This is a genomic window from Streptomyces sp. NPDC048291 (assembly GCF_043201715.1).
Classification (GTDB): domain Bacteria; phylum Actinomycetota; class Actinomycetes; order Streptomycetales; family Streptomycetaceae; genus Streptomyces.
Window position 1 is genome coordinate 281,761 of the sequence record NZ_JBICZC010000008.1, and the last position, 25,252, is coordinate 307,012.

Annotated in this window: 23 protein-coding genes; 18 read left to right on the forward strand and 5 right to left on the reverse strand. The window is 72.7% G+C overall.

The window, feature by feature from the left end:
• Positions 1 to 114: 114 nt before the first annotated feature.
• From ACGF5O_RS23190 to ACGF5O_RS23205, 4 genes are all read left to right on the forward strand, one after another.
• The gene (locus tag ACGF5O_RS23190) at positions 115 to 957 is read left to right on the forward strand and encodes a nitrilase-related carbon-nitrogen hydrolase (protein WP_393811769.1); all 843 of its coding nucleotides are present in this window, start codon (positions 115 to 117) and stop codon (positions 955 to 957) included.
• A 114-nt stretch (positions 958 to 1,071) separates the two neighbouring features.
• Complete coding sequence (gene hydA / locus ACGF5O_RS23195; RefSeq protein ID WP_393811770.1) at positions 1,072 to 2,475, forward strand: dihydropyrimidinase; 1,404 nt, start codon at positions 1,072 to 1,074, stop codon at positions 2,473 to 2,475.
• Between the two features lie 11 nt (positions 2,476 to 2,486).
• On the forward strand, positions 2,487 to 3,506 hold the full coding sequence (locus tag ACGF5O_RS23200) for a TIGR03842 family LLM class F420-dependent oxidoreductase (protein ID WP_393811771.1): 1,020 nt from the start codon (positions 2,487 to 2,489) through the stop codon (positions 3,504 to 3,506).
• A gap of 129 nt (positions 3,507 to 3,635) precedes the next feature.
• The gene (locus ACGF5O_RS23205) at positions 3,636 to 5,165 is read left to right on the forward strand and encodes an NCS1 family nucleobase:cation symporter-1 (RefSeq protein ID WP_393811772.1); all 1,530 of its coding nucleotides are present in this window, start codon (positions 3,636 to 3,638) and stop codon (positions 5,163 to 5,165) included.
• A 22-nt stretch (positions 5,166 to 5,187) separates the two neighbouring features.
• Here the strand turns inward: ACGF5O_RS23205 and ACGF5O_RS23210 are convergent, their stop codons facing one another.
• Both ACGF5O_RS23210 and ACGF5O_RS23215 read right to left on the reverse strand, forming a co-directional pair.
• Positions 5,188 to 5,871 carry a hypothetical protein gene (locus ACGF5O_RS23210; protein WP_393811773.1) on the reverse strand — a complete coding sequence of 228 codons (684 nt, stop codon included), beginning with the start codon at positions 5,869 to 5,871 and terminating at the stop codon, positions 5,188 to 5,190.
• A 260-nt stretch (positions 5,872 to 6,131) separates the two neighbouring features.
• Complete coding sequence (locus ACGF5O_RS23215) at positions 6,132 to 6,404, reverse strand: GlsB/YeaQ/YmgE family stress response membrane protein (protein WP_393811774.1); 273 nt, start codon at positions 6,402 to 6,404, stop codon at positions 6,132 to 6,134.
• A gap of 217 nt (positions 6,405 to 6,621) precedes the next feature.
• On the opposite strand from ACGF5O_RS23215, the gene ACGF5O_RS23220 reads away from it, so the two are divergent.
• From ACGF5O_RS23220 to ACGF5O_RS23270, 11 genes are all read left to right on the forward strand, one after another.
• Positions 6,622 to 6,984 (forward strand): ArsR/SmtB family transcription factor, encoded by a 363-nt coding sequence (locus ACGF5O_RS23220; protein WP_393811775.1) that lies wholly within the window; start codon positions 6,622 to 6,624, stop codon positions 6,982 to 6,984.
• Between the two features lie 236 nt (positions 6,985 to 7,220).
• Positions 7,221 to 8,930: an LCP family protein gene (locus tag ACGF5O_RS23225; RefSeq protein WP_393811776.1), complete on the forward strand. Its 1,710-nt coding sequence runs from the start codon at positions 7,221 to 7,223 to the stop codon at positions 8,928 to 8,930.
• Positions 8,931 to 9,036: 106 nt separating this feature from the next.
• Positions 9,037 to 10,851: a gamma-glutamyltransferase family protein gene (locus ACGF5O_RS23230; protein WP_393811777.1), complete on the forward strand. Its 1,815-nt coding sequence runs from the start codon at positions 9,037 to 9,039 to the stop codon at positions 10,849 to 10,851.
• 131 nt (positions 10,852 to 10,982) lie between these two features.
• Positions 10,983 to 11,831: an inositol monophosphatase family protein gene (locus tag ACGF5O_RS23235; RefSeq protein WP_393811778.1), complete on the forward strand. Its 849-nt coding sequence runs from the start codon at positions 10,983 to 10,985 to the stop codon at positions 11,829 to 11,831.
• A gap of 84 nt (positions 11,832 to 11,915) precedes the next feature.
• Positions 11,916 to 13,325: a phytoene desaturase family protein gene (locus ACGF5O_RS23240; RefSeq protein WP_393811779.1), complete on the forward strand. Its 1,410-nt coding sequence runs from the start codon at positions 11,916 to 11,918 to the stop codon at positions 13,323 to 13,325.
• Positions 13,322 to 13,831, forward strand: a complete 510-nt coding sequence (locus ACGF5O_RS23245; protein WP_393811780.1) for an O-acetyl-ADP-ribose deacetylase — start codon at positions 13,322 to 13,324, stop codon at positions 13,829 to 13,831. The genes ACGF5O_RS23240 and ACGF5O_RS23245 overlap by 4 nt, the downstream gene beginning before the upstream one ends.
• Before the next feature lie 467 nt (positions 13,832 to 14,298).
• Positions 14,299 to 15,099, forward strand: a complete 801-nt coding sequence (locus ACGF5O_RS23250) for a YhjD/YihY/BrkB family envelope integrity protein (protein WP_393811781.1) — start codon at positions 14,299 to 14,301, stop codon at positions 15,097 to 15,099.
• Positions 15,100 to 15,173: 74 nt separating this feature from the next.
• A complete protein-coding gene (locus tag ACGF5O_RS23255; protein ID WP_393811782.1) occupies positions 15,174 to 17,924 on the forward strand; it encodes a LuxR C-terminal-related transcriptional regulator in 2,751 nt (916 codons plus the stop codon).
• A gap of 110 nt (positions 17,925 to 18,034) precedes the next feature.
• On the forward strand, positions 18,035 to 18,232 hold the full coding sequence (locus tag ACGF5O_RS23260) for a hypothetical protein (RefSeq protein WP_089107713.1): 198 nt from the start codon (positions 18,035 to 18,037) through the stop codon (positions 18,230 to 18,232).
• A gap of 126 nt (positions 18,233 to 18,358) precedes the next feature.
• Complete coding sequence (locus ACGF5O_RS23265) at positions 18,359 to 18,835, forward strand: SHOCT domain-containing protein (protein ID WP_362590245.1); 477 nt, start codon at positions 18,359 to 18,361, stop codon at positions 18,833 to 18,835.
• A gap of 33 nt (positions 18,836 to 18,868) precedes the next feature.
• Positions 18,869 to 19,327, forward strand: coding sequence for a hypothetical protein (locus ACGF5O_RS23270; protein WP_393811783.1), 459 nt, complete (start codon positions 18,869 to 18,871; stop codon positions 19,325 to 19,327).
• Positions 19,328 to 19,361: 34 nt separating this feature from the next.
• On the opposite strand, the gene ACGF5O_RS23275 is transcribed toward ACGF5O_RS23270, so the two are convergent.
• Positions 19,362 to 20,309, reverse strand: coding sequence for a LysR family transcriptional regulator (locus tag ACGF5O_RS23275; protein WP_393811784.1), 948 nt, complete (start codon positions 20,307 to 20,309; stop codon positions 19,362 to 19,364).
• 160 nt (positions 20,310 to 20,469) lie between these two features.
• Here ACGF5O_RS23275 and ACGF5O_RS23280 point away from each other — a divergent pair, with 160 nt between their 5' ends.
• The 3 genes from ACGF5O_RS23280 to ACGF5O_RS23290 all read left to right on the forward strand — a co-directional run bounded on the left by ACGF5O_RS23280 (position 20,470) and on the right by ACGF5O_RS23290 (position 23,423).
• Positions 20,470 to 21,360 carry an SDR family oxidoreductase gene (locus tag ACGF5O_RS23280; RefSeq protein ID WP_393811785.1) on the forward strand — a complete coding sequence of 297 codons (891 nt, stop codon included), beginning with the start codon at positions 20,470 to 20,472 and terminating at the stop codon, positions 21,358 to 21,360.
• 93 nt (positions 21,361 to 21,453) lie between these two features.
• Positions 21,454 to 22,920: an AlkA N-terminal domain-containing protein gene (locus tag ACGF5O_RS23285; protein ID WP_393811934.1), complete on the forward strand. Its 1,467-nt coding sequence runs from the start codon at positions 21,454 to 21,456 to the stop codon at positions 22,918 to 22,920.
• A 20-nt stretch (positions 22,921 to 22,940) separates the two neighbouring features.
• A complete protein-coding gene (locus tag ACGF5O_RS23290; protein WP_393811786.1) occupies positions 22,941 to 23,423 on the forward strand; it encodes a methylated-DNA--[protein]-cysteine S-methyltransferase in 483 nt (160 codons plus the stop codon).
• A 390-nt stretch (positions 23,424 to 23,813) separates the two neighbouring features.
• Here ACGF5O_RS23290 and ACGF5O_RS23295 read toward each other — a convergent pair whose 3' ends face one another.
• Both ACGF5O_RS23295 and ACGF5O_RS23300 read right to left on the reverse strand, forming a co-directional pair.
• Entirely contained in the window at positions 23,814 to 24,548 is a 735-nt protein-coding gene (locus ACGF5O_RS23295; RefSeq protein WP_393811787.1) for an NAD-dependent deacetylase, read from the reverse strand.
• A 57-nt stretch (positions 24,549 to 24,605) separates the two neighbouring features.
• Positions 24,606 to 25,100, reverse strand: a complete 495-nt coding sequence (locus ACGF5O_RS23300; protein ID WP_393811788.1) for an NUDIX domain-containing protein — start codon at positions 25,098 to 25,100, stop codon at positions 24,606 to 24,608.
• Between the last annotated feature and the right edge of the window lie 152 nt (positions 25,101 to 25,252).

A 25,252-nucleotide genomic window follows, 5' to 3' on the forward strand; every position in this document is an offset into this window, starting at 1 on the left:
ATCGGCAGCGTGACACGGTGGCACGCCGGGCACCCGCAGACGTGACACGATGCAACTCAAACAGGACTTCCGGGCTTTCTAGCCTTCTCGCACACCGAGCGACCGGAGGTCCCGATGAGCCGAGTGATTCGTGCCGCCCTCTTCCAGACCGCCTGGACCGGCGACAAGGAGTCGATGATCCAGGTCCACGAGCAGGCCGCCCGCGACGCGGCCGCGCAGGGCGCGCAGGTCCTGTGCTTCCAGGAGCTGTTCTACGGACCCTACTTCTGCCAGGTCCAGGACAAGGCCTTCTACGAGTACGCCGAGCAGGTCCCGGACGGCCCGATCGTCCAGCGCTTCCAGGCGCTCGCCCGCGAACTGGGCCTCGTCCTGATCCTGCCGGTGTACGAGGAGGAGCAGCCCGGCGTCCTCTACAACACCGCCGCCGTGATCGACGCCGACGGCTCGTACCTCGGCAAGTACCGCAAGCACCACATCCCCCAGGTCCCCGGATTCTGGGAGAAGTTCTACTTCCGCCCGGGGAACGCGGGCTGGCCCGTCTTCGAGACGGCCGTCGGGAAGATCGGCGTGTACATCTGCTACGACCGCCACTTCCCGGAGGGCTGGCGGGCGTTGGGCCTCGGCGGTGCCGAGATCGTCTTCAACCCGTCGGCCACCTCGCGCGGACTCTCGCGCTACCTCTGGCAGTTGGAGCAGCCGGCGGCGGCCGTCGCCAACGAGTACTTCGTCGGCGCGATCAACCGGGTCGGCGTGGAGGAGCTGGGCGACAACGACTTCTACGGCACCTCCTACTTCGTGGACCCGGAGGGCCAGTTCGCCGGAGAGGTCGCCTCCGACAAGGAGACCGAACTCGTCGTCCGCGACCTGGATCTGGCCAAGCTCCGCGAGGTCCGCGACCGCTGGCAGTTCTTCCGCGACCGCCGCCCGGACGCGTACGGCCCGCTGACGGCGCCGTAACAGCGCCCCTCGTGAAAGCGCCCCTTCAGGGGCGCGGGGAACTGCGCGACAAGCCACGTCGGACCCGCACCTGACCACGTCGGACCCGCACCTGACCACGAAGGAGAGGACCCCATGACCGGCCGGACAGTAATCCGTGGCGGACTCGTCATCACCGCGTCCGACGAGATCCACGCCGACGTCCTGATCGAGGACGGCCGCATCGCCGCCCTCGCGGCGACCGGCACCCCCGCCGCCGAGGCCTTCACCGCCGAACGCACCATCGACGCCACCGGCAAGTACGTCATCCCGGGCGGCGTCGACGCCCACACCCACATGGAGCTGCCGTTCGGCGGTACTTTCGCCTCCGACACCTTCGAGACCGGCACCCGGGCCGCCGCCTGGGGCGGTACGACCACCATCGTCGACTTCGCCGTGCAGAGCGTCGGCCACAGCCTGCGCGAGGGCCTGGACACCTGGCACGCCAAGGCCGAGGGCAACTGCGCCATCGACTACGGCTTCCACATGATCGTCTCCGACGTGAACCAGGAGACGCTCAAGGAGATGGACCTCCTGGTCGAGGAGGGCGTGACCTCCTTCAAGCAGTTCATGGCCTACCCGGGCGTCTTCTACTCCGACGACGGCCAGATCCTGCGCGCCATGCAGCGCTCCGCCGAGAACGGCGGCCTGATCATGATGCACGCCGAGAACGGCATCGCCATCGACGTGCTGGTGGAACAGGCGCTGGCGCGCGGCGAGACCGACCCCCGCTACCACGGGGAGGTCCGCAAGGCCCTCCTCGAAGCCGAGGCCACCCACCGGGCCATCAAGCTCGCCCAGGTCGCGGGCGCGCCCCTCTACGTCGTGCACGTCTCCGCGATGGAGGCGGTCGCCGAACTGGCCCGCGCCCGCGACGAGGGGCTCCCCGTCTTCGGCGAGACCTGCCCGCAGTACCTCTTCCTCTCCACCGACAACCTCGCCGAGCCCGACTTCGAGGGCTCGAAGTACGTGTGCTCGACGCCGCTGCGCCCCAAGGAGCACCAGGCCAAGCTCTGGCAGGGCCTCAGGACCAACGACCTCCAGGTCGTCTCCACCGACCACTGCCCCTTCTGCTTCGCCGGCCAGAAGGAGCTCGGCCGCGGCGACTTCTCGAAGATCCCCAACGGCCTGCCCGGCGTCGAGAACCGGATGGACCTGCTGCACCAGGCCGTCGTCGACGGGCACATCTCGCGCCGCCGCTGGATCGAGATCGCCTGCGCCACCCCGGCCCGGATGTTCGGCATGTACCCGAAGAAGGGCACCATCACCCCGGGCGCCGACGCCGACGTCGTCATCTACGACCCGGCGGCCGAGCAGATCGTCTCCGCCGAGACCCACCACATGAACGTCGACTACTCGGCGTACGAGGGCAAGCGGCTCACCGGCCGGGTCGAGACGGTCCTGTCGCGCGGCGTACCCGTCATCACCGAGCGGGAGTACACCGGCCACGCCGGGCACGGCGTCTACACCCCGCGCTCCACCTGTCAGTACCTCAACTAGGAGACGCGCCCATGGACTTCGGACTCGTCCTGCAGACCGACCCGCCGGCCTCCCGGGTCATCAGCCTGATGAAACGGGCCGAACGCAACGGCTTCCGCTACGGCTGGACCTTCGACTCCGCCGTGCTCTGGCAGGAACCGTTCGTGATCTACAGTCAGATCCTGGCCAACACCACGAAGTTGACGGTCGGGCCGATGGTCACCAACCCGGGCACCCGCACCTGGGAGGTCACCGCCTCCACCTTCGCCACCCTCAACGACATGTTCGGCAACCGCACCGTCTGCGGCATCGGCCGCGGCGACTCCGCGATGCGGGTGGCCGGCCGCAAGCCCAACACCCTCGCCCGGATCAGCGAGGCCATGAAGGTCATCCGGGCCCTCGGCAGCGGCGGCGAGGCCGACCTCGGCGGGACCGTCGTCAAGTTCCCGTGGGTCAGGCCGGGCGCCGAACTCCCCGTCTGGATGGCCGCGTACGGCCCGAAGGCCCTGAAGATGACCGGTGAGGAGGCCGACGGGTTCATCCTCCAGCTCTCCGACCTCTACCTCACCGAGTACATGGTCAAGGCGGTGAAGGAGGCGGCCGTCGCCGCCGGACGCGACCCCTCCGAGGTCAGGATCTGCGTCGCCGCCCCCGCCTACGTCACCGAGGACGACTCGCCCGAGGCCCTCGCCCACGCCCGCGACCAGTGCCGCTGGTTCGGCGGCATGGTCGGCAACCACGTCGCCGACCTGGTCGCCAAGTACGGCGAGCACTCCGCCGCCGTACCCGACGAACTCACCGACTACATCAAGGCCCGCCAGGGCTACGACTACTCGCACCACGGACGCAGCGGCAACCCCGACACCGAGTTCGTGCCCGACGAGATCGTCGACCGCTTCTGCGTCATCGGCCCGGCCGAGAAGCACATCGAGAAGCTGAACGCCCTGCGCGAGCTGGGCGTCGACCAGTTCGCCGTCTACGACATGCACGACGCCCAGGAGGCCACCATCGACGCGTACGGGACGAAGGTCATCCCGGCCGTCAACGGCTAGCCCACTCCTGGCAGTTGGTCTCCCCCTTCCCGCCGTCCCGGGAAGGGGGTCAGGGCGCACCCCACACGCGTACCCCCCCGCCCCGCCCGCACGGCCTTTCCCGTCCCGCCTCACCTGATTGGCCTGCCCATGACCGACACCGCTCCCACGGCCATACCACCGTCCGGTCAAGTCACCGTCTCCGACGGGCGCGTCGAGCTCTCCCCGGGCTCGCCGCCGCCGAGCGGTCCGTACGCCAACGAGGACCTCCTGCCGGTCCCCGTCGCCAAGCGCACCTGGACCACGTACAACTTCTCCGCGCTCTGGGTCGGCATGGCCCACAACACGGCCTCCTGGACCCTGGCCTCCGGGCTCATCGCGGTCGGCATGGACTGGAAACAGGCCGTGTTCACCATCGCCCTGGCCAACCTGATCGTCCTGGTGCCGATGCTGCTCACCGGGCACGCCGGACCCAAGTACGGCATCCCCTTCCCGGTCTTCGCCCGCGCCTCCTTCGGCGTGCGCGGCGCCAACCTCCCCGCCGTCGTCAGGGCGTTGGTGGCCTGCGGCTGGTTCGGCATCCAGACCTGGATCGGCGGCGAGGCCATCTACTTCCTGGCCGGCAAGCTGATCGGCGACAGCTGGGCGAACGCCTCGCACATCGGCGGCTACGCCTGGACCATGTGGCTGTCGTTCGCGCTCTTCTGGGTGCTCCAGGTCGCGATCATCTACCGGGGCATGGACACGATCCGCCGCTTCGAGAACTGGGCCGCCCCCTTCGTGCTGGTCGGCGCGATCGTGATGCTGGTCTGGATGAGCAACAAGGCCGGCGGTCTCGGCCCGCTCTTCGACCAGCCCTCCAAGCTCGGCTGGGGCGGCGGCTTCTGGAAGATCTTCTGGCCGTCCCTGATGGGCATGATCGGCTTCTGGTCGACGCTGTCGCTGAACATCCCCGACTTCACCCGGTACGGGAAGAGCCAGAAGGCGCAGACCTGGGGCCAGGCGCTCGGCCTGCCCACCACCATGACCCTCTTCGCCTTCCTGTCGGTACTGGTGACCTCCGGCTCGCAGGCCGTCTACGGGCAGCCGATCTGGGACCCGGTCCAGCTGGCCGCGAAGACGGACAACGTGGTCGGCCTGCTCTACGCGCTGGTCACCGTCCTCGTCGCGACGCTCTCCGTGAACATCGCGGCCAACCTGGTCTCGCCCGCGTTCGACTTCTCCAACATCGCGCCCCGGAAGATCAGTTTCCGCACCGGCGCGCTGATCACCTCGGTCCTCGCGGTGCTGATCTTCCCGTGGAAGCTGTACTCCGACCCGCAGGGCTACATCTTCACCTGGCTCGGCCTGGTCGGCGGTCTGCTCGGCACGGTCGCCGGCATCCTCATCGCCGACTACTGGATCCTGCGCCGCACCCGCCTCGACCTGACCGACCTGTACCGCACGGGCGGCCGCTACTGGTACGACGGCGGCTGGAACTGGCGGGCGGTCGTCGCCTTCCTGGTCGGCGGCATCCTCGCGGTCGGCGGCGCCAGCTTCAAACCGCTGATCGACGGCCGTCCCATCCCGGCCCTGTCCTCGCTCGCCGACTACGGCTGGGCGGTCGGCCTCGGCACGTCCCTGGTGCTGTACCTGGGGCTGACCCTGCTGGTGCGGCCCGCGAAGGCACTCCAGCCGTGAGCACGGAGGGCAGCCGGTCCGGCTACTGGCTGCCCTTCAGCGCGGTCACCGCGGCCTTCGCCGCCTGGATGGCGCCCTTGTTGATCACGTCCGTGCTGGGCGCCTTCTTGTTCTCGAAGTCGCTGCCGTTGTAGGTGACGACCACCAGCGCGTTGGAGACCTGGGCCATCACCACGCCCTCGCGGGTCTGCTGCTTGTCCTCGGTGGTGAGGTTCACGACCGAGTAGCCGTTGTCGCCGAGGCCCGGCACGGCCCCGCCGCCGCTCTTCTCGGTGACCCGCTCCTTGTACTCCTTCGCCGCGGCCGCGTCCGTGTCCATGATCTCGAAGGAGACGTCGAGCCAGCGGTAGTCGTACCCCTTGAGCGCGTTCCACGAGCAGGTGCGGCGCAGCTTGGTGTCGGTGGAGGGGATCTCCTTGCCGGCCGTCTTCGCACCGGGCACCAGGGACTTGATGGTGGCCACCGGGATGCTGCCGCAGGGGGCGGGCGCGGCCGAGTACGCCTTGGTGGCCGTCGTGGAGGCGGAGGACGTCGACGGGGAGTCGCCCGCCGACTGGCCGGCCGTCTGCTGGGTCGAGGCGTCGGCCGAGTTGCTGGTCGACGTCGTCTTGTCCGGGCCCGACGCCATCACCCAGCCCGCACAGGCGAGCACGGCGACCGGCGTCAGGCGCGCGGTGAGGGCGAGCGGCAGGGGAAGAGAACGCAAGTCGCACTTCTCGCTGGGGGACGGTGTGCGGAGTGGCCCGCACTGCGGACGGGACGCCAGTTTCACACGAGTCCCTGTGGGGCGGAAGTGGAATCCGTGCCTTGCCTGTGGGGCGTCCCCGGCGCGCTGTTGACAGCGTGCCGCGGGCCGTCCCCCTACATCCGGAATGTCGTGCGTCCACGGTCCCTGTACATCCGGAATGTCGTGACTGGATCCGGTCCCCGAGGGTGACCGGGGTCACCGTAGGGCCCGTCCGGTACTCAGTCGCGCGAGCGCGAGTTGCCGAACAGCAGCCGGTAGCCGACGAGGAGGACCAGGGAACCGGCGATCGCGGCGCCCCACGTGTAGAGGTCGAAGAAGTGCTTCTCCACCGGGCGGTCCAGGAAGCGGGAGGAGAGCCAGCCGCCCACGAAGGCGCCCGCGATGCCGATGAGGGTGGTGCCGATCAGGCCACCCGGGTCGCGGCCGGGCAGCAGGACCTTGGCGATGGCTCCGGCGAGGAGACCCAGGACGATCCAGCCGATGATGCCCACGTTCGTTGTCCTCCAGTGAGTTGCGTTGTTGCGCAAGCTTATGAACGGGAGTGGCCGCCGGATACGCCTGACGCCGAGCCGTCGATGATCTGTCACCCGGTCATGACAATGCGGGGAACAGGTGGAGGACATTGCGGGGAGGCCGTACGGGAGGCGGTGACCGTGCGCCTACACTGAGTGGGCGCCTGTGCGGAGACTGTGATGGGAGGGAGTGGCTGTGGGGGAGAGCGACGACGGCTTCACGGATCCCTCCGACGGGGTGCTGACGGAGGCGGCGGCGGTGTTCGGGCTGCTCGCCTCGCCGGCCCGGCTGCACATCATGTGGGCGCTGTCCCAGGGCGAGAGCGACGTGACGCGCCTCGCCGACCGGGTCGGCGGCGCCCTGCCCGCGGTCAGCCAGCACCTGGCCAAGCTCAGGCTGGCCGGTCTGGTGCGGTCCCGCCGGGAGGGCCGGCGGCAGGTCTACTACGTGGACGATCCGGACATCGTGACCGTCGTACGGGTGACCGTCGGGCAGTTGACCGCGCGCTCCCACCAGGCCTCGGTGCCGGTGCGGCGGCTGTACGAGGCCGGTGTCTGACCGACCGCACCCGGGCCGCCGTACGGGGGCGGACGGCGAGTGTGTCACCGAGGTTTCATGAGATGCCTCACCTGTGAATTCGGGTGGGGCTTGTGCTGTCGGGGCTGTGGGTTTGTTAGATTGCGCAATCACGCAACCCAAATGGGCCCTGCCCGCGGCTGCCCGTAACCCGCCGCGGACGCCCGACCCGCCCGACCGTACCCGCAGACGGACCCGACCGTTCATGGGAGTGGAAGATGACCGACCCGTGGGACGGCCCGGGAGGCCAGGCCACACGCAGCCGCACCGACCGGGTGCCCGGACAGCGTGGCGCCCTGCCCGACGGGACGCGGCCGACCGGCGGCCGGGCGGCCGCCCGGCAGGCGGCCAAGACCCGCGGCGGTGGCAGAGGGGGCTCCCGGCGGGCCAGGCCGCCGGGCCGCGGCAAGCGGGTCATGAAGATCCTGGGCCTGGTCACGGCCGTCCTGGTGCTGGTCACGGCCGGTGCCGGCTGGTGGTTCTACCAGCACCTCAACGGCAACATCAACAGCGTCTCCCTGGACGGCAAGGGCGGCACCGAGAAGGCCGACGCGTTCGGCCGCACCCCGATCAACATCCTGGTGATCGGCTCGGACGGCCGGACCAGCTCGGCCGACTGCAAGCTCGGCGGCGGCTGCAAGGAGACCGGCGTCCAGACCGGCAACGGCAACGCGGACGTGGAGATGGTGGTCCACATATCCGCGGACCGCTCCAACGCCACGGTGATGAGCATCCCGCGTGACACCATGGTCGACGTACCGGCCTGCAAGGACAGTTCGAGCGGCCAGTCCACCTCCGGCTACTACGGCCAGGTCAACAGCGCCCTCCAGTACGGCGCCGCCTGCCAGGTCGCCACCGTGCACCAGCTCACCGGCGTCCCCATCGACCACTTCGTCAAGCTGGACTTCTCCGGTGTGGTCAAGATGTCCGACGCGGTCGGCGGTGTCTCGGTCTGCGTCAACAACAACGTGTACGACACGTACTCGCACCTGAAGCTCTCCAAGGGCGCCCACACCCTCAAGGGCGAGGCCGCCCTGGAGTTCGTCCGCTCCCGGCACGGCTTCGGCGACGGCAGCGACCTCGGCCGTACCGTCTCCCAGCACATCTTCCTCAGCGCGATGATCCGCAAGTTCAAGAGCGCGGGCACCCTCACCGACCCGACCGCGGTCTACAAGCTCGCCGACGCGGCCACCAAGGCGCTGACCGTGGACGACGACCTCGACAGCGTCAAGAAGCTGATCTCGCTCGCGGCCGACGTGAACAAGGTCCCCACCAAGCGGATGACGTTCACCACCATGCAGACCGCGCCCGACCCGAACAACAGCAACCGGGTGGTGGTCGGCGAGGGTGCCAAGGACCTGTTCGCCACCATGGCCAACGACCAGTCGCTGACGACCAGTTCGGGCAAGAAGTCGTCGGCCGCCTCGGCGGCCGCGAGCGCGAAGCCGACGCCCACCGCGACCGTCCCGGCCGCCCAGATCGCCGTGACCGTCGAGAACGGCACCGACATCACGGGCCGCGCCTCCGCCATCGCGAACTCCCTGATCTCCCAGGGCTTCAGCACCGGCACCAGCACCGCCAACGCCCCGGACTCCGCGAGCACGACCACCCTGTCCTACGGCAGCGGCGACAAGGCCGAGGCGCAGACCGTCGCCAAGGCCCTGGACATCCCCGCCTCGCACATCAAGTCGGGCAGCGGCACCGGCGTCACCCTGGTGATCGGCAGCGACTGGAGCAGCGGCACCTCCTACCCGGCCAGCTCCGGCGACACCAAGGCGGCCGTCTCCAACGCCAACGCCTCCACCGCCGACGACTCCAAGACCTGCGCCAAGGTCAGCCAGTACAAGACGGTCAGTCTCAACGGGATCCCGATGACCCCGTCCCAGGCGTACGCGGCGGCGACGAGCAAGCCCGACTCGGACAAGTGACGGGCGGAGGCGAACCCCCGGACGGGGGGGGGTTCGCCCCGCCACGGCCGTGAAAGCATGTAACCGCCAGACACCTGGCCCGGCCGTGCGCACAGCGAGGTGACAGATGCAGTTCACCACCCGTCCCACCCTCCAGGGCACCTTCGGCATGGTGTCGTCCACGCACTGGCTGGCCTCCCAGTCGGCGATGGCGGTCCTGGAGAACGGCGGCAACGCGTACGACGCGGCCGTCGCCGGCGCCTTCGTCCTGCACGTGGTCGAGCCGCACCTCAACGGCCCGGCCGGCGAGGTGCCGATCCTGCTGGCCCCGGCCGGCGGCGAGGTACGGGTGCTCTGCGGACAGGGCGTGGCCCCGGCCGGCGCCACGGTCGCCCACTACCGGGGACTCGGACTGGACCTCGTCCCCGGCACAGGCCCGCTGGCCGCGGCCGTCCCCGGCGCCTTCGACGCCTGGCTCCTCCTGCTGCGCGACCACGGCACCAGGCCGCTGGACGAGATCCTGGCGTACGCCATCGGCTACGCCGAGCACGGCCACCCGCCCGTGGAGAACGTCGGCGCCACGGTGGAGAGCGTCCGCAAGCTGTTCGAGACCGAGTGGACGTCCTCGGCCGAGCTCTACCTGCCCGGCGGCCGGGCCCCCCGCCCCGGCGAGCTGTTCCGCAACCCCGCGCTCGCCGCGACCTGGCGACGGCTGCTCGCCGAGACCGCGGGCGCCGGGGACCGGGAGGCCCGGATCGACGCGGCCCGCGAGGTGTGGCGCACCGGCTTCGTCGCCGAGGCGCTGCTCCGGCAGGCCGCCCGCCCCACCATGGACACCAGCGGCACCCGGCACACCGGCACCCTCACCGCCGCCGACCTGGCCGGCTGGTCCGCGGGCTACGAGAGCCCGGTCCGCTACGACTGGAACGGCTGGACGGTGTGCAAGGCGGGCCCCTGGAGCCAGGGCCCGGTCCTGCTCCAGCAGCTCGCCCTGCTGCCCCCCGAACTGCCCGCGTACGGCTCCGCCGACTACGTCCACCTCCTGATCGAGGGCTGCAAGCTCGCCATGGCCGACCGCGAGGCCTGGTACGGGGACGCGGCCGAGGTGCCGCTGGCCGAGCTGCTCTCGGACGCCTACAACGCCGGACGGCGGGAGCTGATCGGCGCCAAGGCCTCCGACGAGCTGCGGCCGGGCAGCCCCGGCGGGCGCGTGCCCCGGCTGCCCGGGTACGCGCGCGTGGAGGCCGGCCGGAGCGCCGCCTTCGACCCGCTGGGCGCCGGGGAGCCGACGGTCGCGCGGCTCCCCGGGGACGCCCGGGTCGCCGCCGACGGCACCACCCGGGGCGACACCTGCCACCTGGACGTCGTCGACCGCTGGGGCAACATGGTCGCGGCCACGCCCAGCGGCGGCTGGCTCCAGTCCAACCCCGTCGTCCCCGAGCTGGGCTTCCCGCTCGGCACCCGGCTCCAGATGGCCTGGCTGGAGGAGGGCCTGCCCAACACCCTCACGCCCGGCCGCCGCCCCCGCACCACCCTCACCCCGTCGATCGCCCTGCGCGACGGCATCCCGGTGCTGGCCTTCGGCACGCCCGGCGGCGACCAGCAGGACCAGTGGCAGCTGCACTTCCTGCTCGCCGTCGCGCTGCGCGGCGAGGTCCGCGGCGGCCTCGACCTCCAGGGCGCCATCGACGCCCCGAACTGGCACAACGACAGCTTCCCCAGCTCCTTCTACCCGCGCGGCCGGCGCCCCGGGAGCGTGACCGTCGAGTCCCGCACGGACGAGCAGGTCGTGGCCGAGCTGCGGCGCCGCGGCCACGACGTCACGGTCGGGCCGGGCTGGTCCGAGGGACGGCTGTGCGCCGTGGCGCGGGACCCGGAGACCGGGGTGCTCTCGGCGGCGGCCAACCCGCGCGGGATGCAGGGCTACGCGGTGGGACGCTGACGCCGGCCCGCTGACCTGGTACGCCCGTCGGCGCCACCCAGGCCTTCGGCGCCGCCTGTTCGTCCGTATTCCATGTTCCGTACATGCGACGCGTGGGGATTGTTGTCAGTGGCGCGTGCTCTCATGGAGGCATGATCGAAGCAACGGAGACCATCGACGAGTTTCTCCTCCAGCACGGCGGTGACGTCGAGGACGCCATCCGCAAGGCCGCCAGAACCGAGATCCTGCCCCGCTGGCGCCGGCTCGCCGACCACGAGGTCGACCAGAAGAGCGGCCCGCACGACCTGGTGACCGACGCCGACCGGCTCGCCGAGCGGTACCTCACCGCGGAGCTCGCCGCACTGCTGCCCGGCTCCGTCGTGGTCGGCGAGGAGGCGGTGCACGCCGATCCGGAGACGTACGACGCGCTCCAGGGCGACAGGCCGGTGTGGATCGTCGACCCGGTCGACGGCACCCGCCAGTTCGTGCGCGGCGAGGACGGCTTCTGCACGCTGGTCGCGCTCGCCCACCGGGGCGTCCTGCTCGCCTCCTGGACCTACGCCCCGGCCCGCGAGCAACTCGCCACCGCGGTACGGGGGAAGGGTGCCTTCCTCGATGGCGAGCGGCTGCTCTCCGGCGCGCCCGAGGCGGGCCGGGACCTCCGGATAGCCACCTCCCACCCGGACTACACGACCGACGCGCAGAAGCGCGCGCTGTTCGCCCTGTGGACCGACGGCGTCGCCCCGCGCGCCTGCGGCTCCGCGGGCCTGGAGTATCTCGCCGTCGCCCGGGGCGAGTTGGACGCGACCGCGTTCTCCTGGGAGGCCGCCTGGGACCATGCGGCCGGGCTGCTGCTGGTCGAGGAGGCGGGCGGCGCCCACCTCACGATCGCCGGCGAGCCGTTCCGGATCACCGGCGACAACGCCCTGCCGTTCACCGCGGCCCGCGACGCCGCCACCGCCCACCGGATCGTGGACCTGCTGCTCAACCCGCACTGGTAACCCGAGCGCGGGGAGTGTCAGTCCCCCGGCATATCCTGAACCCGAGTGGCCATCGGCTGACGAAGGGGTCCCAAGGTGCCGTCGATGCTCGATGCGGTCGTGGTGGGGGCGGGGCCGAACGGCCTGACGGCCGCCGTGGAGCTGGCCCGGCGCGGTTTCTCCGTGGCCCTCTTCGAGGCCCGGGACACCGTGGGCGGGGGCGCCCGCACCGAGGAGCTGACCCTCCCCGGCTTCCGGCACGACCCGTGTTCGGCCGCCCACCCGCTCGGGATCAACTCGCCCGCGTTCCGGGCGCTGCCGCTGGAGCGCTACGGCCTGGAGTGGCTGCACGCGGACCTGCCGATGGCGCACCCCTTCCCCGACGGCCGCGCGGCCGTTCTGGCCCGCTCCGTCGCCGAGACGGCGGCCTCCTTCGGACCGCGTGACGCGGGCACCTACCGCAGGCTGGTCGAGCCGTTCCTGCCCAAGTGGGACACCCTGGCCCGGGACTTCATGTCCCTGCCGCTGACCGCGCTGCCGCGCGACCCGGTCACCCTCGCCCGGTTCGGCCTGGCCGGGCTGCCGCCCGCCGCCCTGCTGCTGCGCCGCTTCCGCGACGAGCCGGCCCGCACCCTCTTCGCCGGGCTCGTCGCGCACGTCATGGCCCCGCTCAGCGGCTTCGCCACCGGCGCCGTCGGCCTGGTCTTCGCGCTCGCCGCGCACGCCCGCGGCTGGCCGGTGGCCCGCGGCGGCTCCCAGGCCATCTCCGACGCCCTCGCCGCCTACCTGACGGACCTCGGCGGCGCCATCCACACCGACTACGAGGTCAAACGCCTCGACGACCTGCCGCCCGCCCGGTCGTACATCTTCGACACCTCGCCCACCGCGCTGGCCCGCATCGCCGGCTTCGGCACCTACTACCAGGGCTACCGGTACGGCCCCGGGGTCTTCAAGATCGACTACGCGCTGGACGGGCCGGTCCCCTGGACGGCGCCGGAAGCGCGCCGCGCCGGGACCGTGCAGATCGCGGCGGACAGCACCGAGATCGGCACCGCCCTGCGCGCCGCCGCCCGGGAGGGCCGCGCCCCCGACCGGCCGTTCATGATCACCGTGCAGCCCAGCGTGGTGGACCCGGGCCGGGCCCCCGAGGGCAAGCAGGTCTTCTGGGCCTACGCCCATGTGCCGAGCGGCTGGACCGGCGACCTCACCGAGGTGATGGAGCGTCAACTGGAGCGCTTCGCCCCCGGGTTCCGCGACCGCGTACTGGCCCGCGCCACCGCGGGCCCCGCCGAGCTCGCCGCCCGCAACGCCAACTACGTCGGCGGCGACATCGGCACCGGGGCGGTCTCCGGCCTGCAGATCATGCTGCGCCCCAAGCTCTCCCTGTTCCCGTACGGCACCCCGCACCCCGCCGTCTTCATCTGCTCCTCGGCCACCCCGCCGGGACCGGGCGTGCACGGCATGTCGGGGCACAACGCGGCGAAGGCCGTGTGGAGGAGGTTGCGACAGTCATGACCCGTATCACCCTCGTCCAGGGCGACATCACCCGGCAGAGCGTCGACGCCATCGTCAATGCGGCGAACTCCTCCCTGCTCGGCGGCGGAGGCGTCGACGGCGCCATCCACCGCCGCGGCGGCCCCGCCGTCCTGGCGGACTGCCGCAAGCTGCGCGCCTCGCACTACGGCAAGGGCCTGCCTACCGGCCAGGCCGTCGCCACCACGGCCGGCGACCTCGACGCCCAGTGGGTCATCCACACCGTCGGCCCCGTCCACTCCGCGACCGAGGACCGCTCCGAGCTGCTCGCCTCCTGCTACCGCGAGTCCCTCAGACGCGCCGACGAACTCGGCGCCCGCACGGTCGCGTTCCCCGCCGTCTCCACCGGGATCTACGGCTGGCCCATGGACGACGGCGCCCGCATCGCCGTCGCGACCGTCCAGGACACGGACACGGCCGTCGAGGAGGTGCGCTTCGTGCTCTTCGACGAGCGCGCCTACGACGCGTTCGCCCGACAGCTGCCCTGACGGCACCGCCCGGCACGGCACGGGGTGCCGTCGCACCGCCCGCCCCGCACCCTGGACGACAGGGAAAGGAGCAGGCGATGCCGACCAGCGGGCGGAGGCGGCACAGCGGGGGCGGGGGCGGAGTGCCCGAAGGCAGCGGGGCGCGGACCGGCGGGTCCGGTTCCGGCGGGTCCGAGACCGGCGGGGGCGGGTCCATGGGGGTCGGGGCCGGCGGGGTTGAGGCCGGCGGGCCAGGGTCCGGTGGGTCCGAGACCGGTGGGTCCGGCGGGGGCGGGTTCAGGGGGTCCGGGTCCGGCGGGGTCGGGGCTGGTGGGACCGGGGCTGGCGGGGGCGGGTTCAGGGGGCCCGCGACGGGTGGGGCCGCGACCGGCGGGTCCGGGGGCCGCGTATCCCGGTGGCGTCGGCGGAGCGTGCGTATGGTGGCCGCTGCCAGAGATGCGCACCGGCGGGCGGAGAGGCGTTTTCCGGTGGTCACGCATCTCGCGGAGCGGATGGTGTCCGTGAACATCTTCGACACCGCCACGCGGTTGGCCGCCCAGTGCTTCCTGACCGCCGTTCCGCTGCTCTTCGTCTTCGCGGCCTACGCCCCGCCGGTCGTCCGGGACCAGCTGCTCCACTCCCTGCGCTCGGTCCTCGGGCTGTCCGGACCGGTCGACACCGGGATCCAGCAGCTGATGCAGCCCCCGAACGAGGACCTGCGGCAGACCACCGGCGTGGTCGGCGGCCTCATGGTGCTGATCTCCGCCACCGCCGTCAGCCGGGCCGTGCAGCGGCTGTGCAAGCGGGCCTGGGAGATCCCCCGCGGCGGCACCCGGATCGCCCCCTGGCGCTGGGTGGCCTGGCTCGTCCTGTGGGTCGGCGCCCTGCTCCTGGAAGGCACCCTGCACAACGGCTTCGGCCTGGGCATCTGGCTGGGCGTCCCCGTCACCCTCGTCTGCCAGACCGGCCTGTGGTGGTGGACCCAGCACCTGCTCCTCGGCGGCCGGATCGCCTGGCGCCCCCTGCTGCCCGGCGCCCTGATCACGGCCGCCGCCCTCACCGCGCTGAGCGCGACCGCCCAGCTGTACATGCCGCTGACCCTGAACCGCACCGTGAGCGAGTACGGCCCGCTGGGCTCGGTCTTCGTGCTGCTGTCCTGGCTGATCGTGGTCTGCCTGGTCGCCACCGTCAGCGTGAGCACCGGCGCGGTCCTCGCCCAGGAGCCGTTCCTCGCCGCCCGCCTCGGCAGCCCGCCGCCCGGCGGGGCCCCGGGAGCGCCGACGTCCTGACGCCCTGCGCGGCGGCCCCAACACTGAGATCCTGATCGTGCCGAGCGCCGACCACGGCCGACCGGACACGGGAGGTGATCTCTGTGGCCGCGAACGACGACAGCGCACGGGGACCGGCCCTCGGGTACGCCGATCCCCTGGGGGAGCCGTTTCTGCGCACCCGGTTCGCCGTGCCGGCCGTACCCGCCACCTTCGTCCGCAGACCCAGGCTGGCCGCACACCTGGACCAGGCCCTCGACACCCCGCTGACCATGGTCAACGGCGCCGCCGGGGCCGGCAAGACCCTCCTCGTCGCCGACTGGGCGGCCCGGCTCGGACAGCCGGTCGCCTGGTTCACCAACGAGGCGGGCGACCAGGGACCCGGCATGTTCTGGGCCCATGTGCTGCACGCCCTGCACACCGCCGGAACACCGCCGCCCGCCGGGACCGCCGGCTCCCCCGGGGGCCCGCGCATGGTGGACCACCGGCTGCTGGCCCGCCTCGCCGACGAACTGAGCGGGCGCGACCGGCCCGCGATCCTTGTCCTCGACGAGTTCGACCGGCAGGCCGCCCCGGAGACCGCCGAGCAGCTCGAGTTCGTCCTGCACCACGCCGGACGGGGACTGCGGCTGATCCTCGTCACCCGTACCGAGCCCCTGCTGCCCCTGCACCGCTACCGGGCGGCGGCGGCCATGACCGAGATCAGGAACCAGGAGCTGGCGTTCACCCCCGAGGAGGCGGCCGACCTGCTGGCCCGGCACGGTCTGCGGCTGCCCGCCGACGCGACCCGCGCCCTGGTGGCACGTACCCGGGGCTGGGCGGCCGGGCTGCGGCTGAGCGCGCTGGCCGCCCAGCAGAGCGTGGATCCGGAGACGTACCTGAAGGAGTTCGAGGCCGGCCACAGCACCATCGCCGACTTCCTCCTCGCCGAGGTGGTCGGACGGCAGCCGCGGCAGACGCAGGACCTGCTGCTGCGGGTCAGCGTTCTGGACCGGTTCGGGCCCGAGCTGGCGCAGGCGCTGACCGGCCGCCCCGACCCCGGTCCGCTGCTGGCCGGACTGTGCCGGCAGAACGCGTTCGTCGAGGACCTCGGACACTCCTGGTACCGGCTGCATCCGCTGTTCGGGGAGATCCTCCGGGTCCATCTGCGGGCCCGCTCCCCGGGGCTCGAACCCGAACTGCACCGGCGCGCCGCGTGGTGGCTGCGGGCCCACGGCGCCGTACCCGAGGCGCTGGCCCACGGCGCGGCGGCGGGCGACTGGGAGTGCGCCGCCGGCACCCTCGTCGACGACCTGGCGATCGGCCGGCTCCTCACCGGTCTGCGCGCCGACGACCTCACCGAGCTGTTCTCCGCGATGGGCCCGGAGGCCGGCGGAGCGGCCGTGGACCTGGTGCGCGCGGCCCGTGAGCTGGCCGAGCACGACCTCGACCACGGCCTCGCCCACCTCGGCCGCGCCGAGGAGAGCCTCGACCGGGGCCGCGCGCGGTCCGGTCCCGCCGGGGAACGGCTTCCCGCCGGTACGGCCGCCGCCACCCGGCTGAGCTGCGTGGTGCTGGAATCCCTCGCGGCCCGGCTGACCGGCGCGCCGGACCGGGCCGAACAGGCGATGGCCGAGGCTGTCCGGCTGCGCCGCGAGGTGCCCGCTCACCTCCTCGCCAGGCATCCCGAGCTCACCGCCCTCCTCCTCACCCACCTGGGCTCGGCCCGCCTCTGGGCCGGGCACTTCGACGAGGCCCGCGCCGCCCTGACCGAGGTGGCCGAGGCGGGCGAGGTGGCCGAGGAACCCGGTGTCGCGCTGACCGAGCTGCCCCGGGAGGACTGCCTCGGCCACCTGGCGCTGATCGACTACTTCGAGGGCCGGCTCGACCGCGCGGAGAGCCGGGCCCTGGCCGCGACCGACGCGACCCGGCACTGCGGCGGACGCCCGTTCCCCGGCGCCGGGCTCGGCCAGCTGGTGCTGGCCGTCGTCGCGGTCGACCGCGACGAACTGGAGCGGGCCGGGGCCCTGCTGGACGAGGCCGCCGACTCCGCGCCCGGCCCCGGCGCGCCCGACCCGGTGACCGAGGCCTGCCGCGCCCTGGCGACGGGCCGGCTCCGGCTCGCGCTCGGCGACCCGGCCGCCGCCGCGTACGCGGCCGAACCCGCCGTGGAGACCCGGGTGACCTCGCCCTGGGCCTGGGCGAACACGGCCCTGGCCGCCGCGGCCGCCCTGCTCGCCGAAGGCAGGACCGGCGCCGCCGCCGAGGTGCTGGACGGGATCGACGGCCCGTACGGGCCCCTGTGCGTCGCGGAACTCGCATGGGCGCGGCTCGCCGCAGGCCACGCAGGCCACGCAGGCCACGCAGGCCACCGCGAGGAAGCCGTCGAGACGGCTGGCCGGCTGTGTGCGGACGGCCGGAGCGGCCCCGGCGTCACCGTCCGGGCCACCCTGGTGCGGGCCCGCGCGGCAGCCGAGGCGGGGGACACCGGCACCGCCTGCAAGCTGCTCGCCCGGTCCCTCCTGGAGGCCCGTCCGGACCGGCTGCGCCGCCCGTTCCTCGACGCCGGGCCGCAGATCCGCCGGCTCCTGGACTCCCCGCCGCTGCACGGCCTGGCCGCGGGCTGGCTCTACGGCGACGGCCCCGGCGCCGGTTCGCCGCCGCCGCTGCTCGTCGAGGAGCTGAGCGGACGCGAGCGGGAGGTGCTCGGCCGGCTGGCGCAGATGATGTCCACGCAGGAGATCGCCGCCGATCTGTTCGTCTCCGTGAACACCGTGAAGACGCACCTCAAGAGCGTCTACCGGAAACTCGGCGTGGGCCGGCGCGGTGACGCGGTCCGCCGGGCACGCGAGCGCGGACTGCTGTGACCGCTGCCCCGCGGCCCGGTTCACCTGTGCCGGGTGAGGCCGGGCGGTGGCCGTGGGGGCAGGATCACGGGACGGACAGACCGCAGCAGACCCGCGGCGGGAGACGGCTCATGCGCTACGAGATCCGCGTCGAAGGGACCATGTCGGAGACGCTGACCCGGGCCTTCCCGGAGATGGAACACGTGACGATGTCCGGCGAGACGGTCCTGTTCGGTCCCGTCGTCGACGAGGCGCATCTGTACGGCCTGCTGAACCGCTGCCTCTCCCTGGGGCTGCGGGTCGTGGAGATGCGGCGCCTGCCGGAGTGAGGGGGCCGCGGGGACCGGAGCGACGCACGATCACCCGCACCGGGTGAGGAACCCCGGCGCCCGCAGTGCGCACGCTGGGACGGCAGGGCCCGGCCGACCGGCCGGCGCCGTGGACGGAGGACGTACATGAGCGCGCAGACCTACCTCGCATACGACTATCCGCTGCTGAGCGCCTTCTGGACGATGTTGTGGCTCTTCCTGTGGATCATGTGGCTCGTCCTGCTGTTCCGGGTCATCGTGGACATCTTCCGCGACGACTCGATGGGCGGCTGGGCCAAGGCCGGCTGGCTGGCCCTCTGCATCGTCGTCCCCTTCCTGGGCGTCCTCGTCTACGTGATCGCCCGCGGCAAGGGGATGGGGCAGCGCGAGATCACCCAGGCCCGTGACCAGCAGAAGGCGTTCGAGTCGTACATCCGGCAGACCGCCAAGGGCGGCCCCGCCCAGACCAGCAGCGTCGACGAACTGGCCAAGCTCTCCGAGATGAAGTCCCGGGGCGACATCTCGGACGAGGAGTTCCGCAAGGCCAAGGCACTGGTCCTGAGCGACTACGGGCCGGCCGAGCGCTCCGGCGCCGGTTCGGTGCCCACCGCCCACGGGCGCTGAGCACCCCCTCCGAGAACGAATCGAGGCAGCCGCATGACCGCGACACATTCCGCGCACCACCCGCACCAGCACACCGCCAAGATGGCGTGGGCCGGCGGACTGACCGCCTTCGCCGGCGTCATGCTCCTGATCGCCGGACTGCTCGCCGTGTTCCGGGGCATCATGGCGATCGCCCAGGACGACGTCTTCGTCACGACCCCCAACTACGTGTTCAAGTTCGACCTCACCAGCTGGGGCTGGATCCACCTGGTCCTGGGCGTGATCGCCGTGGTCGTGAGCATCGGCCTCTTCCAGCCGGCCGCGTGGGCCCGCGGCGCCGGGGTGGCCATCGCCGCCCTGGTGATCATCGCCAACTTCCTGTCCCTGCCGTACTACCCGGTCTGGTCCGTCGTCATGATCGCGCTGTCCGGATTCATCATCTGGGCGCTGTGCGTGGTGCGCGGCGACGACTCGGCGGACGCCGCGGACACGGCGGACCCGCGCATGGGCTGACGGGCCGTACCGCATCCGGCGTGCGGGACTCCGCTCACGGCGAGTCCCGCACGACGCTCCGCGCGGGCACCGGCACCGGCCCCGCCGGGGCGGCGCCGGCCGGGGCGGCGCCCGTCGGGACCAGGTGGGACTCCGCGGCGTGGCGGAACGCCGGGAACAGGGGGTGCCGGTCCCCGGCCCGGGTGGCGAGGACCACCTGGAGGGGGACCGCGTCCTCGATCGGGACGGCGACGATGTCCGGCCGCAGGTTCCCGCGGAACCCGGCCGGCGCCAGGGACACCACCTCACCGCTCGCCACCAGTTCCAGCTTGTCCTCCAGCGTCTCCACCACCGCACCGAGGTTGGTGTGGCCGGGGGGAGTCGCGCCGATCCGGTCGGAGCCGGTGAAACGGGCGAGCGGCTCGTCGGCGAAGTCGGCGAGGGTGACCGACTCCCGGCCGGCCAGCCGGTGGCCGAGCGGCACCAGGAGGACCCGCGGCTCGTCGTAGAGGACCGTGATCTCCAGGCCGTCGGAGACGAACAGGAACCGGGTCACCACCACGTCGACCCGGTGGTCGAGGAGCGCGACCCGCGGTTCGCTCCAGTCCACGTGCAGGGTGCGGACGTCGGCCTCCGGATGGCGGTGGCGCAGCTCGCGGACGGCCGGGGTGACGATCTGGTGGGTGGTGTACCCGACGGTGAACGGGACGTGCGCGGCGGCCGAGCGGGCGCTGGCGGCGGCCCGGGCGGCGGTCCGCAGCAATTCCCTTGCCTGCGGCAGAAAGGTCTCGCCGGCCTCGGTGAGCCGGGTGCCGCGCGGCGTGCGGTCGAGCAGCCGGACGCCCAGCTCCCGCTCCAGGCGCCGGATCTGACGGCTCAGCGACGGCTGCGCGAGATGCAGGGCGTCGGCCGCGCGGCCGAAGTGCAACTCCTCGGCGACCACGGTGAAGTAGCGCACCAGGCGCAGCTCCAGGTCCACCGGCGGTACGAAGGAATCGGGCACCCCTCGACTCTACTCCCGGCGCCTCCGCTGCCGCCGCCGTGAGCTGCGGTCATGACCGGAAGGACATCACCGGGTACGGAACAGGTCTTGGACCGGGCCCCGGGGCCGGGCGCACGCTGGGGTCATCCCAGCAGCAGCACTCTCCGTGAGGTGATTTGTCATGCGTGTGTTCGTCACCGGCGCCACCGGGTTCATCGGCAGCGCGGTGGTCCGCGAACTGCTCGGCGCCGGCCACCAGGTGCTCGGCCTCGCCCGCTCGGACGCGGCCGAGGCGGCCCTGAAGGAGGCGGGAGCGGAGGCGCACCGCGGCGACCTGGACGACGTCGACGGCCTGCGGGTCGCGGCGGACGCCACGGACGGCGTGGTCCACACGGGCTTCAACCACGACTTCTCCGACCCGCACGGCGCCCTGCGCACCGAACTGGCGGCCCTGGCGGCCTTCGGCGACGCGCTCGCCGACTCCGGCCGCCCCCTGGTCATCAGCTCCGTGACCGGCCTGCTCGCCCCTGGCCGCCTCGGCACCGAGACCGACGGCCCCGACCCGGCGGCGCCCGGCGCGCACCGGGCCGAGTCGGAGCGGGCCGCCCTGGCCCTGGCCGACCGCGGGGTACGGGTCTCGGCGATCCGGCTCCCGAACGTGCACGGCGTCGGCGACCACGCCTTCGTCCCGCACCTGATCGACATCGCCCGGGACAAGGGCATCTCCGCCTACCTGGGCGAGGGCGTCAACCGCTGGTCGGCCGTGCACCGCCTGGACGCCGCCCGGCTCTACCGCAAGGCGCTGGAGACGGCCCCGGCCGGTGCCGTGCTGCACGCGGCCGCCGAGGACGGCGTGCGGCTGCGCGACATCGCCGAGGTCATCGGCCGCCGCCTCGACGTACCGGTCGTCTCCCTCGCGCCCGAGGAGGCGGCCGCCCACTTCGGCTGGATAGGCCGCTTCGTCGGCAACGACAACCCCACGTCGAGCGAGGCGACCCGGGAGCGGTACGACTGGCGCCCCGAGCAGCCCGGACTGCTGGCCGACCTCGACCAGGACCACTACTTCGGCTGAGCCTCCCCGGGTCTCAGGTCAGCTCACCTTCGTGTCGGATTTCCGCCAGCATCGGCCGCTCCGGTGGCCGATGCTGGACCCATGCAGAAAGCGATGCACCTCGACCGCGAGCACTGCGTACGGGCCGTACAGTCGAAGGACGCGCGGTTCGACGGCTGGTTCTTCACCGCGGTCCTGACCACCCGCATCTACTGCCGGCCCAGCTGCCCGGCGGTACCGCCGAAGCCCGAGAACATGACGTTCCACCCGAGCGCCGCCGCCTGTCAGCAGGCCGGGTTCCGGGCCTGCAAGCGCTGCCGCCCCGACACCAGCCCCGGTTCCCCGGAGTGGAACCAGCGTGCCGACCTGGTCGCCCGTGCCATGCGGCTGATCGCCGACGGGGTCGTGGACCGTGAGGGCGTACCCGGCCTCGCCACCCGCCTCGGCTACAGCCCCCGGCAGGTCGAACGCCAGCTGCTCGCCGAACTCGGGGCCGGCCCGCTGGCCCTGGCCCGGGCCCAACGCGCCCAGACCGCACGCCTGTTGATCGAGACGACCGCGCTGCCGATGGCGGAGATCGCCTTCGCGGCCGGCTTCTCCTCGATCCGCACCTTCAACGACACCGTCCGCGAGGTCTTCGCGCTCTCGCCGACCGAACTGCGCGACCGCCGCCCGAGGTCGGCTCAGCTCGCCCCCGGCACGCTCACCCTCCGGCTGCCCTTCCGTGCCCCCCTCAACCCCGACAACCTCTTCGGCCACCTCGCGGCCACCGCCGTACCCGGCGTCGAGGAGTGGCGGGACGGCGCCTACCGGCGGACCCTGCGGCTGCCGTACGGCCACGGCATCGCCGCCCTCACCCCGAAGCCCGACCACATCGCCTGCCGGCTCACCCTCAGCGACCTGCGGGACCTGCCCGTCGCCATCAGCCGCTGCCGGCGGCTGCTCGACCTGGACGCCGACCCGGTCGCCGTCGACGACCAGCTGCGTACGGACCCCTTCCTGGCGCCCCTGGTCGACAAGGCGCCGGGACGACGGGTACCGCGCACCGTCGACGAGGCGGAGTTCGCCGTCCGGGCCGTGCTCGGCCAGCAGGTCTCCACGGCCGCGGCCCGCACCCACGCGGCCCGCCTGGTGACCGCCCACGGCACCCCGGTGGACGATCCCGAGGGCGGCCTCACCCACCTCTTCCCGTCCCCCGAGGCGCTCGCGGCCGTGGACCCCGAGACCCTGGCGATGCCCCGCACCCGCCGCACCACCTTCACCACCCTGGTCCGTCAACTCGCCGACGGCACCCTCCACCTGGGCGTCGAGAGCGACTGGTCCGAGGCGCGCGCCCGGCTCCTCGCCCTCCCCGGCTTCGGCCCCTGGACCGTCGACGTCATCGCCATGCGCGCCCTCGGCGACCCGGACGCCTTCCTCCCCACCGACCTCGGAATCCGGCGCGCCGCCGAGGAGTTGGGCCTGCCCGGCACCCCGGCCGCCCTCACCGCCCGCGCGGCGGCCTGGCGCCCCTGGCGCGCGTACGCCGTCCAGTACCTGTGGGCGACCGACAGTCACCCGATCAACTTCCTGCCCGTATAAGGACGTTCAAGGAAACCGCCGTGAAGAACCACACCGTCACCGACAGCCCCTACGGCCCCCTCACCCTCGTTGCCGAGGGCGGCACCCTCTGCGGCCTCTACATGGAGGACCAGCGACACCGCCCGCCCGAGGAGACCTTCGGTCCCCGCGACGACGACCTCTTCACCGAGGCCGAGGACCAGCTGACCGCCTACTTCGCGGGCGAGTTGAAGGAGTTCACCCTCGAACTGCGCCTGAACGGAACCCCGTTCCAGCGCAGCGTCTGGGAGCAGCTGCGCCTGATCCCCTACGGCGAGACCCGCTCCTACGGCGAACTCGCCGAGGCCCTCGGCAACCCCCAGGCCTCCCGCACGGTCGGCCTCGCCAACGGCAAGAACCCGGTCGGCATCATCGTCCCCTGCCACCGCGTGATCGGCGCCAACGGCAGCCTCACCGGCTACGGCGGCGGCCTGCCCCGCAAGCAGCGCCTGCTCGACTTCGAACGGGGAGCGGGCCTCTTCTGACCGGGCCTGCGGCGCGGCGAACGGTCAGCCGGCTCTGCTTCGGTGGCGGGATTCCCGCGGCGGGAGAAGTCGGCGGTCCGGTAGGAGGTGGAGGCGCGCAGCAGCGCCTCGCGGGCGCTGGCCCCGGGACCGACGGTCGGTGCGTCCCGGCCCACGGGGGCGACCGGGCCGCCTCGTCTCCCTCCGGGATCTGCCGGCAGGCCACCGCCGTCCGCCAGGACTCCGCCATCGCCACCTTCCTCTCCCTCAACCCCATTCAGCCCCCGACCATCCCGGACGACGTCGTCGACGCGCAGCTGAAGAAGCTCGCCTGACCTCGTCCTGCGGGGGATGGCGTACGCGCCGAGGTTCACAGCGCACCGTCGGGCGCGCCGAGAGGGCCGAAGCGCCTCACGCGCTCTGGCGTGCCAGAACGCGGAGGAGCTGAGGCAGCGCGGTGCCGATCGGTTCGCGGACGACCTCGTCGGCGAGTTCGTCGTAGGGCGTCGGTTCCGCGTTGACGATGACCAGCCGGGCGCCGTGGTCTGCGGCCACGCCCGCGAGGCCGGCGGCGGGCTGGACCTGGAGGCTGCTGCCGACGGCGACGAACACGGTGCAGGCCTTGCTGATGGCGAGGGCCTCGCCGAGGACGACGGGGTCGAGCCGCTCCCCGAACATCACGGTCGCGGACTTGAGGATGCCCCCGCACTCCAGGCACGGCGGGTCGTCCTCGCCGGCCTCGACGCGGGCGAGCGCGTCCGCCATGGATCCCCGTGCACCGCACCTGGTGCAGAGCACACTGCGTGCGGTGCCGTGCAGTTCGAGCACCTTGCGGGCGGGCATCCCGGCGAGCTGGTGCAGCCCGTCCACGTTCTGCGTGATCACCCGCACCGGAACCCCGGACCGCTCCAGCTCGGCGACGGCCCGGTGCGCCGCGTTCGGCTCCGCCCGCAGCGCCCGGTTCCCGCGCCGCATCTGCCAGGACCGGCGCCGGATCTCCGGGTCGCCCATGTAGTACTCGTACGTCACGAGCTTCTCGGCCTCGGGATCCTTCCGCCACAGCCCGTTGGGGCCGCGATAGTCCGGGATCCCGGAATCAGTGGAGATACCGGCGCCGCTGAGGACGGCGACCAGGGGCCTGTTCATGGGGCCGAGGGTAGGGCGGGCGGGCAGCCGGGGCCAGCGGTTATCGGTGCGGCCCGGTCAGCCGACCCGGTGGCCGTTCTCCAGTTCCGCCGTGCCCGTGTCCTGCGCGAGGACGTCGAGGGCGGCCAGGACCCGGAGGCCGAGGGAGCCCGGGAGGTGTGCGGGGAGTTCCTCGCGGGGGACCAGCCGCCAGGACAGCAGCTCCTCCTCCTGGAGCCGGATCGCCTTGAGGTCGGCGTCGGTGACGACCCCGCCGTCGTAGAGGTAGGCGACGATCGGCGGGCGGCCGGTGCCGTGCACCCAGTCCACCGTCAGCAGGCGGCCCATCTCGCGGTCCAGGCCGATCTCCTCCAGGGTCTCCCTGCGGGCGCCCTGGCGCGGGGTCTCCCCGTCGTCGGACTCGACGGTCCCGCCCGGCAGTGCCCAGCCGTCCCGGTAGTTCGGCTCGACGAGCAGGACCCGTCCCTCGGTGTCCCGGAAGAGCGCGGCGGCCCCGGCGAGGATCCGGGGCAGGCTCGCGATGTACGCGGCGTAGGCGTCAGTCGTGGTCACTCGGGAAGCGTAGCCAGTGCGGACGCCGCGCCGGTCCGGGCGAGACGCTCGGCGGGGGGCCGCCAGGTCCGCGACGCGGGAACCGCCGAAGCCGAGGACGGCGCTGCGGACCCTGTCCTCGGGCATGGCTGAGGGGCACCCGCTTTCGCAGG

Coding starts and splice junctions, on each gene's coding strand:
- ACGF5O_RS23190 (WP_393811769.1), top strand. CDS start 115: ATGAGCCGAGTGATTCGTGCCGCCCTCTTCCAGACCGCCTGGACCGGC.
- hydA (WP_393811770.1), top strand. CDS start 1,072: ATGACCGGCCGGACAGTAATCCGTGGCGGACTCGTCATCACCGCGTCC.
- ACGF5O_RS23200 (WP_393811771.1), top strand. CDS start 2,487: ATGGACTTCGGACTCGTCCTGCAGACCGACCCGCCGGCCTCCCGGGTC.
- ACGF5O_RS23205 (WP_393811772.1), top strand. CDS start 3,636: ATGACCGACACCGCTCCCACGGCCATACCACCGTCCGGTCAAGTCACC.
- ACGF5O_RS23225 (WP_393811776.1), top strand. CDS start 7,221: ATGACCGACCCGTGGGACGGCCCGGGAGGCCAGGCCACACGCAGCCGC.
- ACGF5O_RS23230 (WP_393811777.1), top strand. CDS start 9,037: ATGCAGTTCACCACCCGTCCCACCCTCCAGGGCACCTTCGGCATGGTG.
- ACGF5O_RS23235 (WP_393811778.1), top strand. CDS start 10,983: ATGATCGAAGCAACGGAGACCATCGACGAGTTTCTCCTCCAGCACGGC.
- ACGF5O_RS23240 (WP_393811779.1), top strand. CDS start 11,916: ATGCTCGATGCGGTCGTGGTGGGGGCGGGGCCGAACGGCCTGACGGCC.
- ACGF5O_RS23245 (WP_393811780.1), top strand. CDS start 13,322: ATGACCCGTATCACCCTCGTCCAGGGCGACATCACCCGGCAGAGCGTC.
- ACGF5O_RS23260 (WP_089107713.1), top strand. CDS start 18,035: ATGCGCTACGAGATCCGCGTCGAAGGGACCATGTCGGAGACGCTGACC.
- ACGF5O_RS23265 (WP_362590245.1), top strand. CDS start 18,359: ATGAGCGCGCAGACCTACCTCGCATACGACTATCCGCTGCTGAGCGCC.
- ACGF5O_RS23270 (WP_393811783.1), top strand. CDS start 18,869: ATGACCGCGACACATTCCGCGCACCACCCGCACCAGCACACCGCCAAG.
- ACGF5O_RS23280 (WP_393811785.1), top strand. CDS start 20,470: ATGCGTGTGTTCGTCACCGGCGCCACCGGGTTCATCGGCAGCGCGGTG.
- ACGF5O_RS23285 (WP_393811934.1), top strand. CDS start 21,454: ATGCACCTCGACCGCGAGCACTGCGTACGGGCCGTACAGTCGAAGGAC.
- ACGF5O_RS23295 (WP_393811787.1), bottom strand. CDS start 24,548: ATGAACAGGCCCCTGGTCGCCGTCCTCAGCGGCGCCGGTATCTCCACT.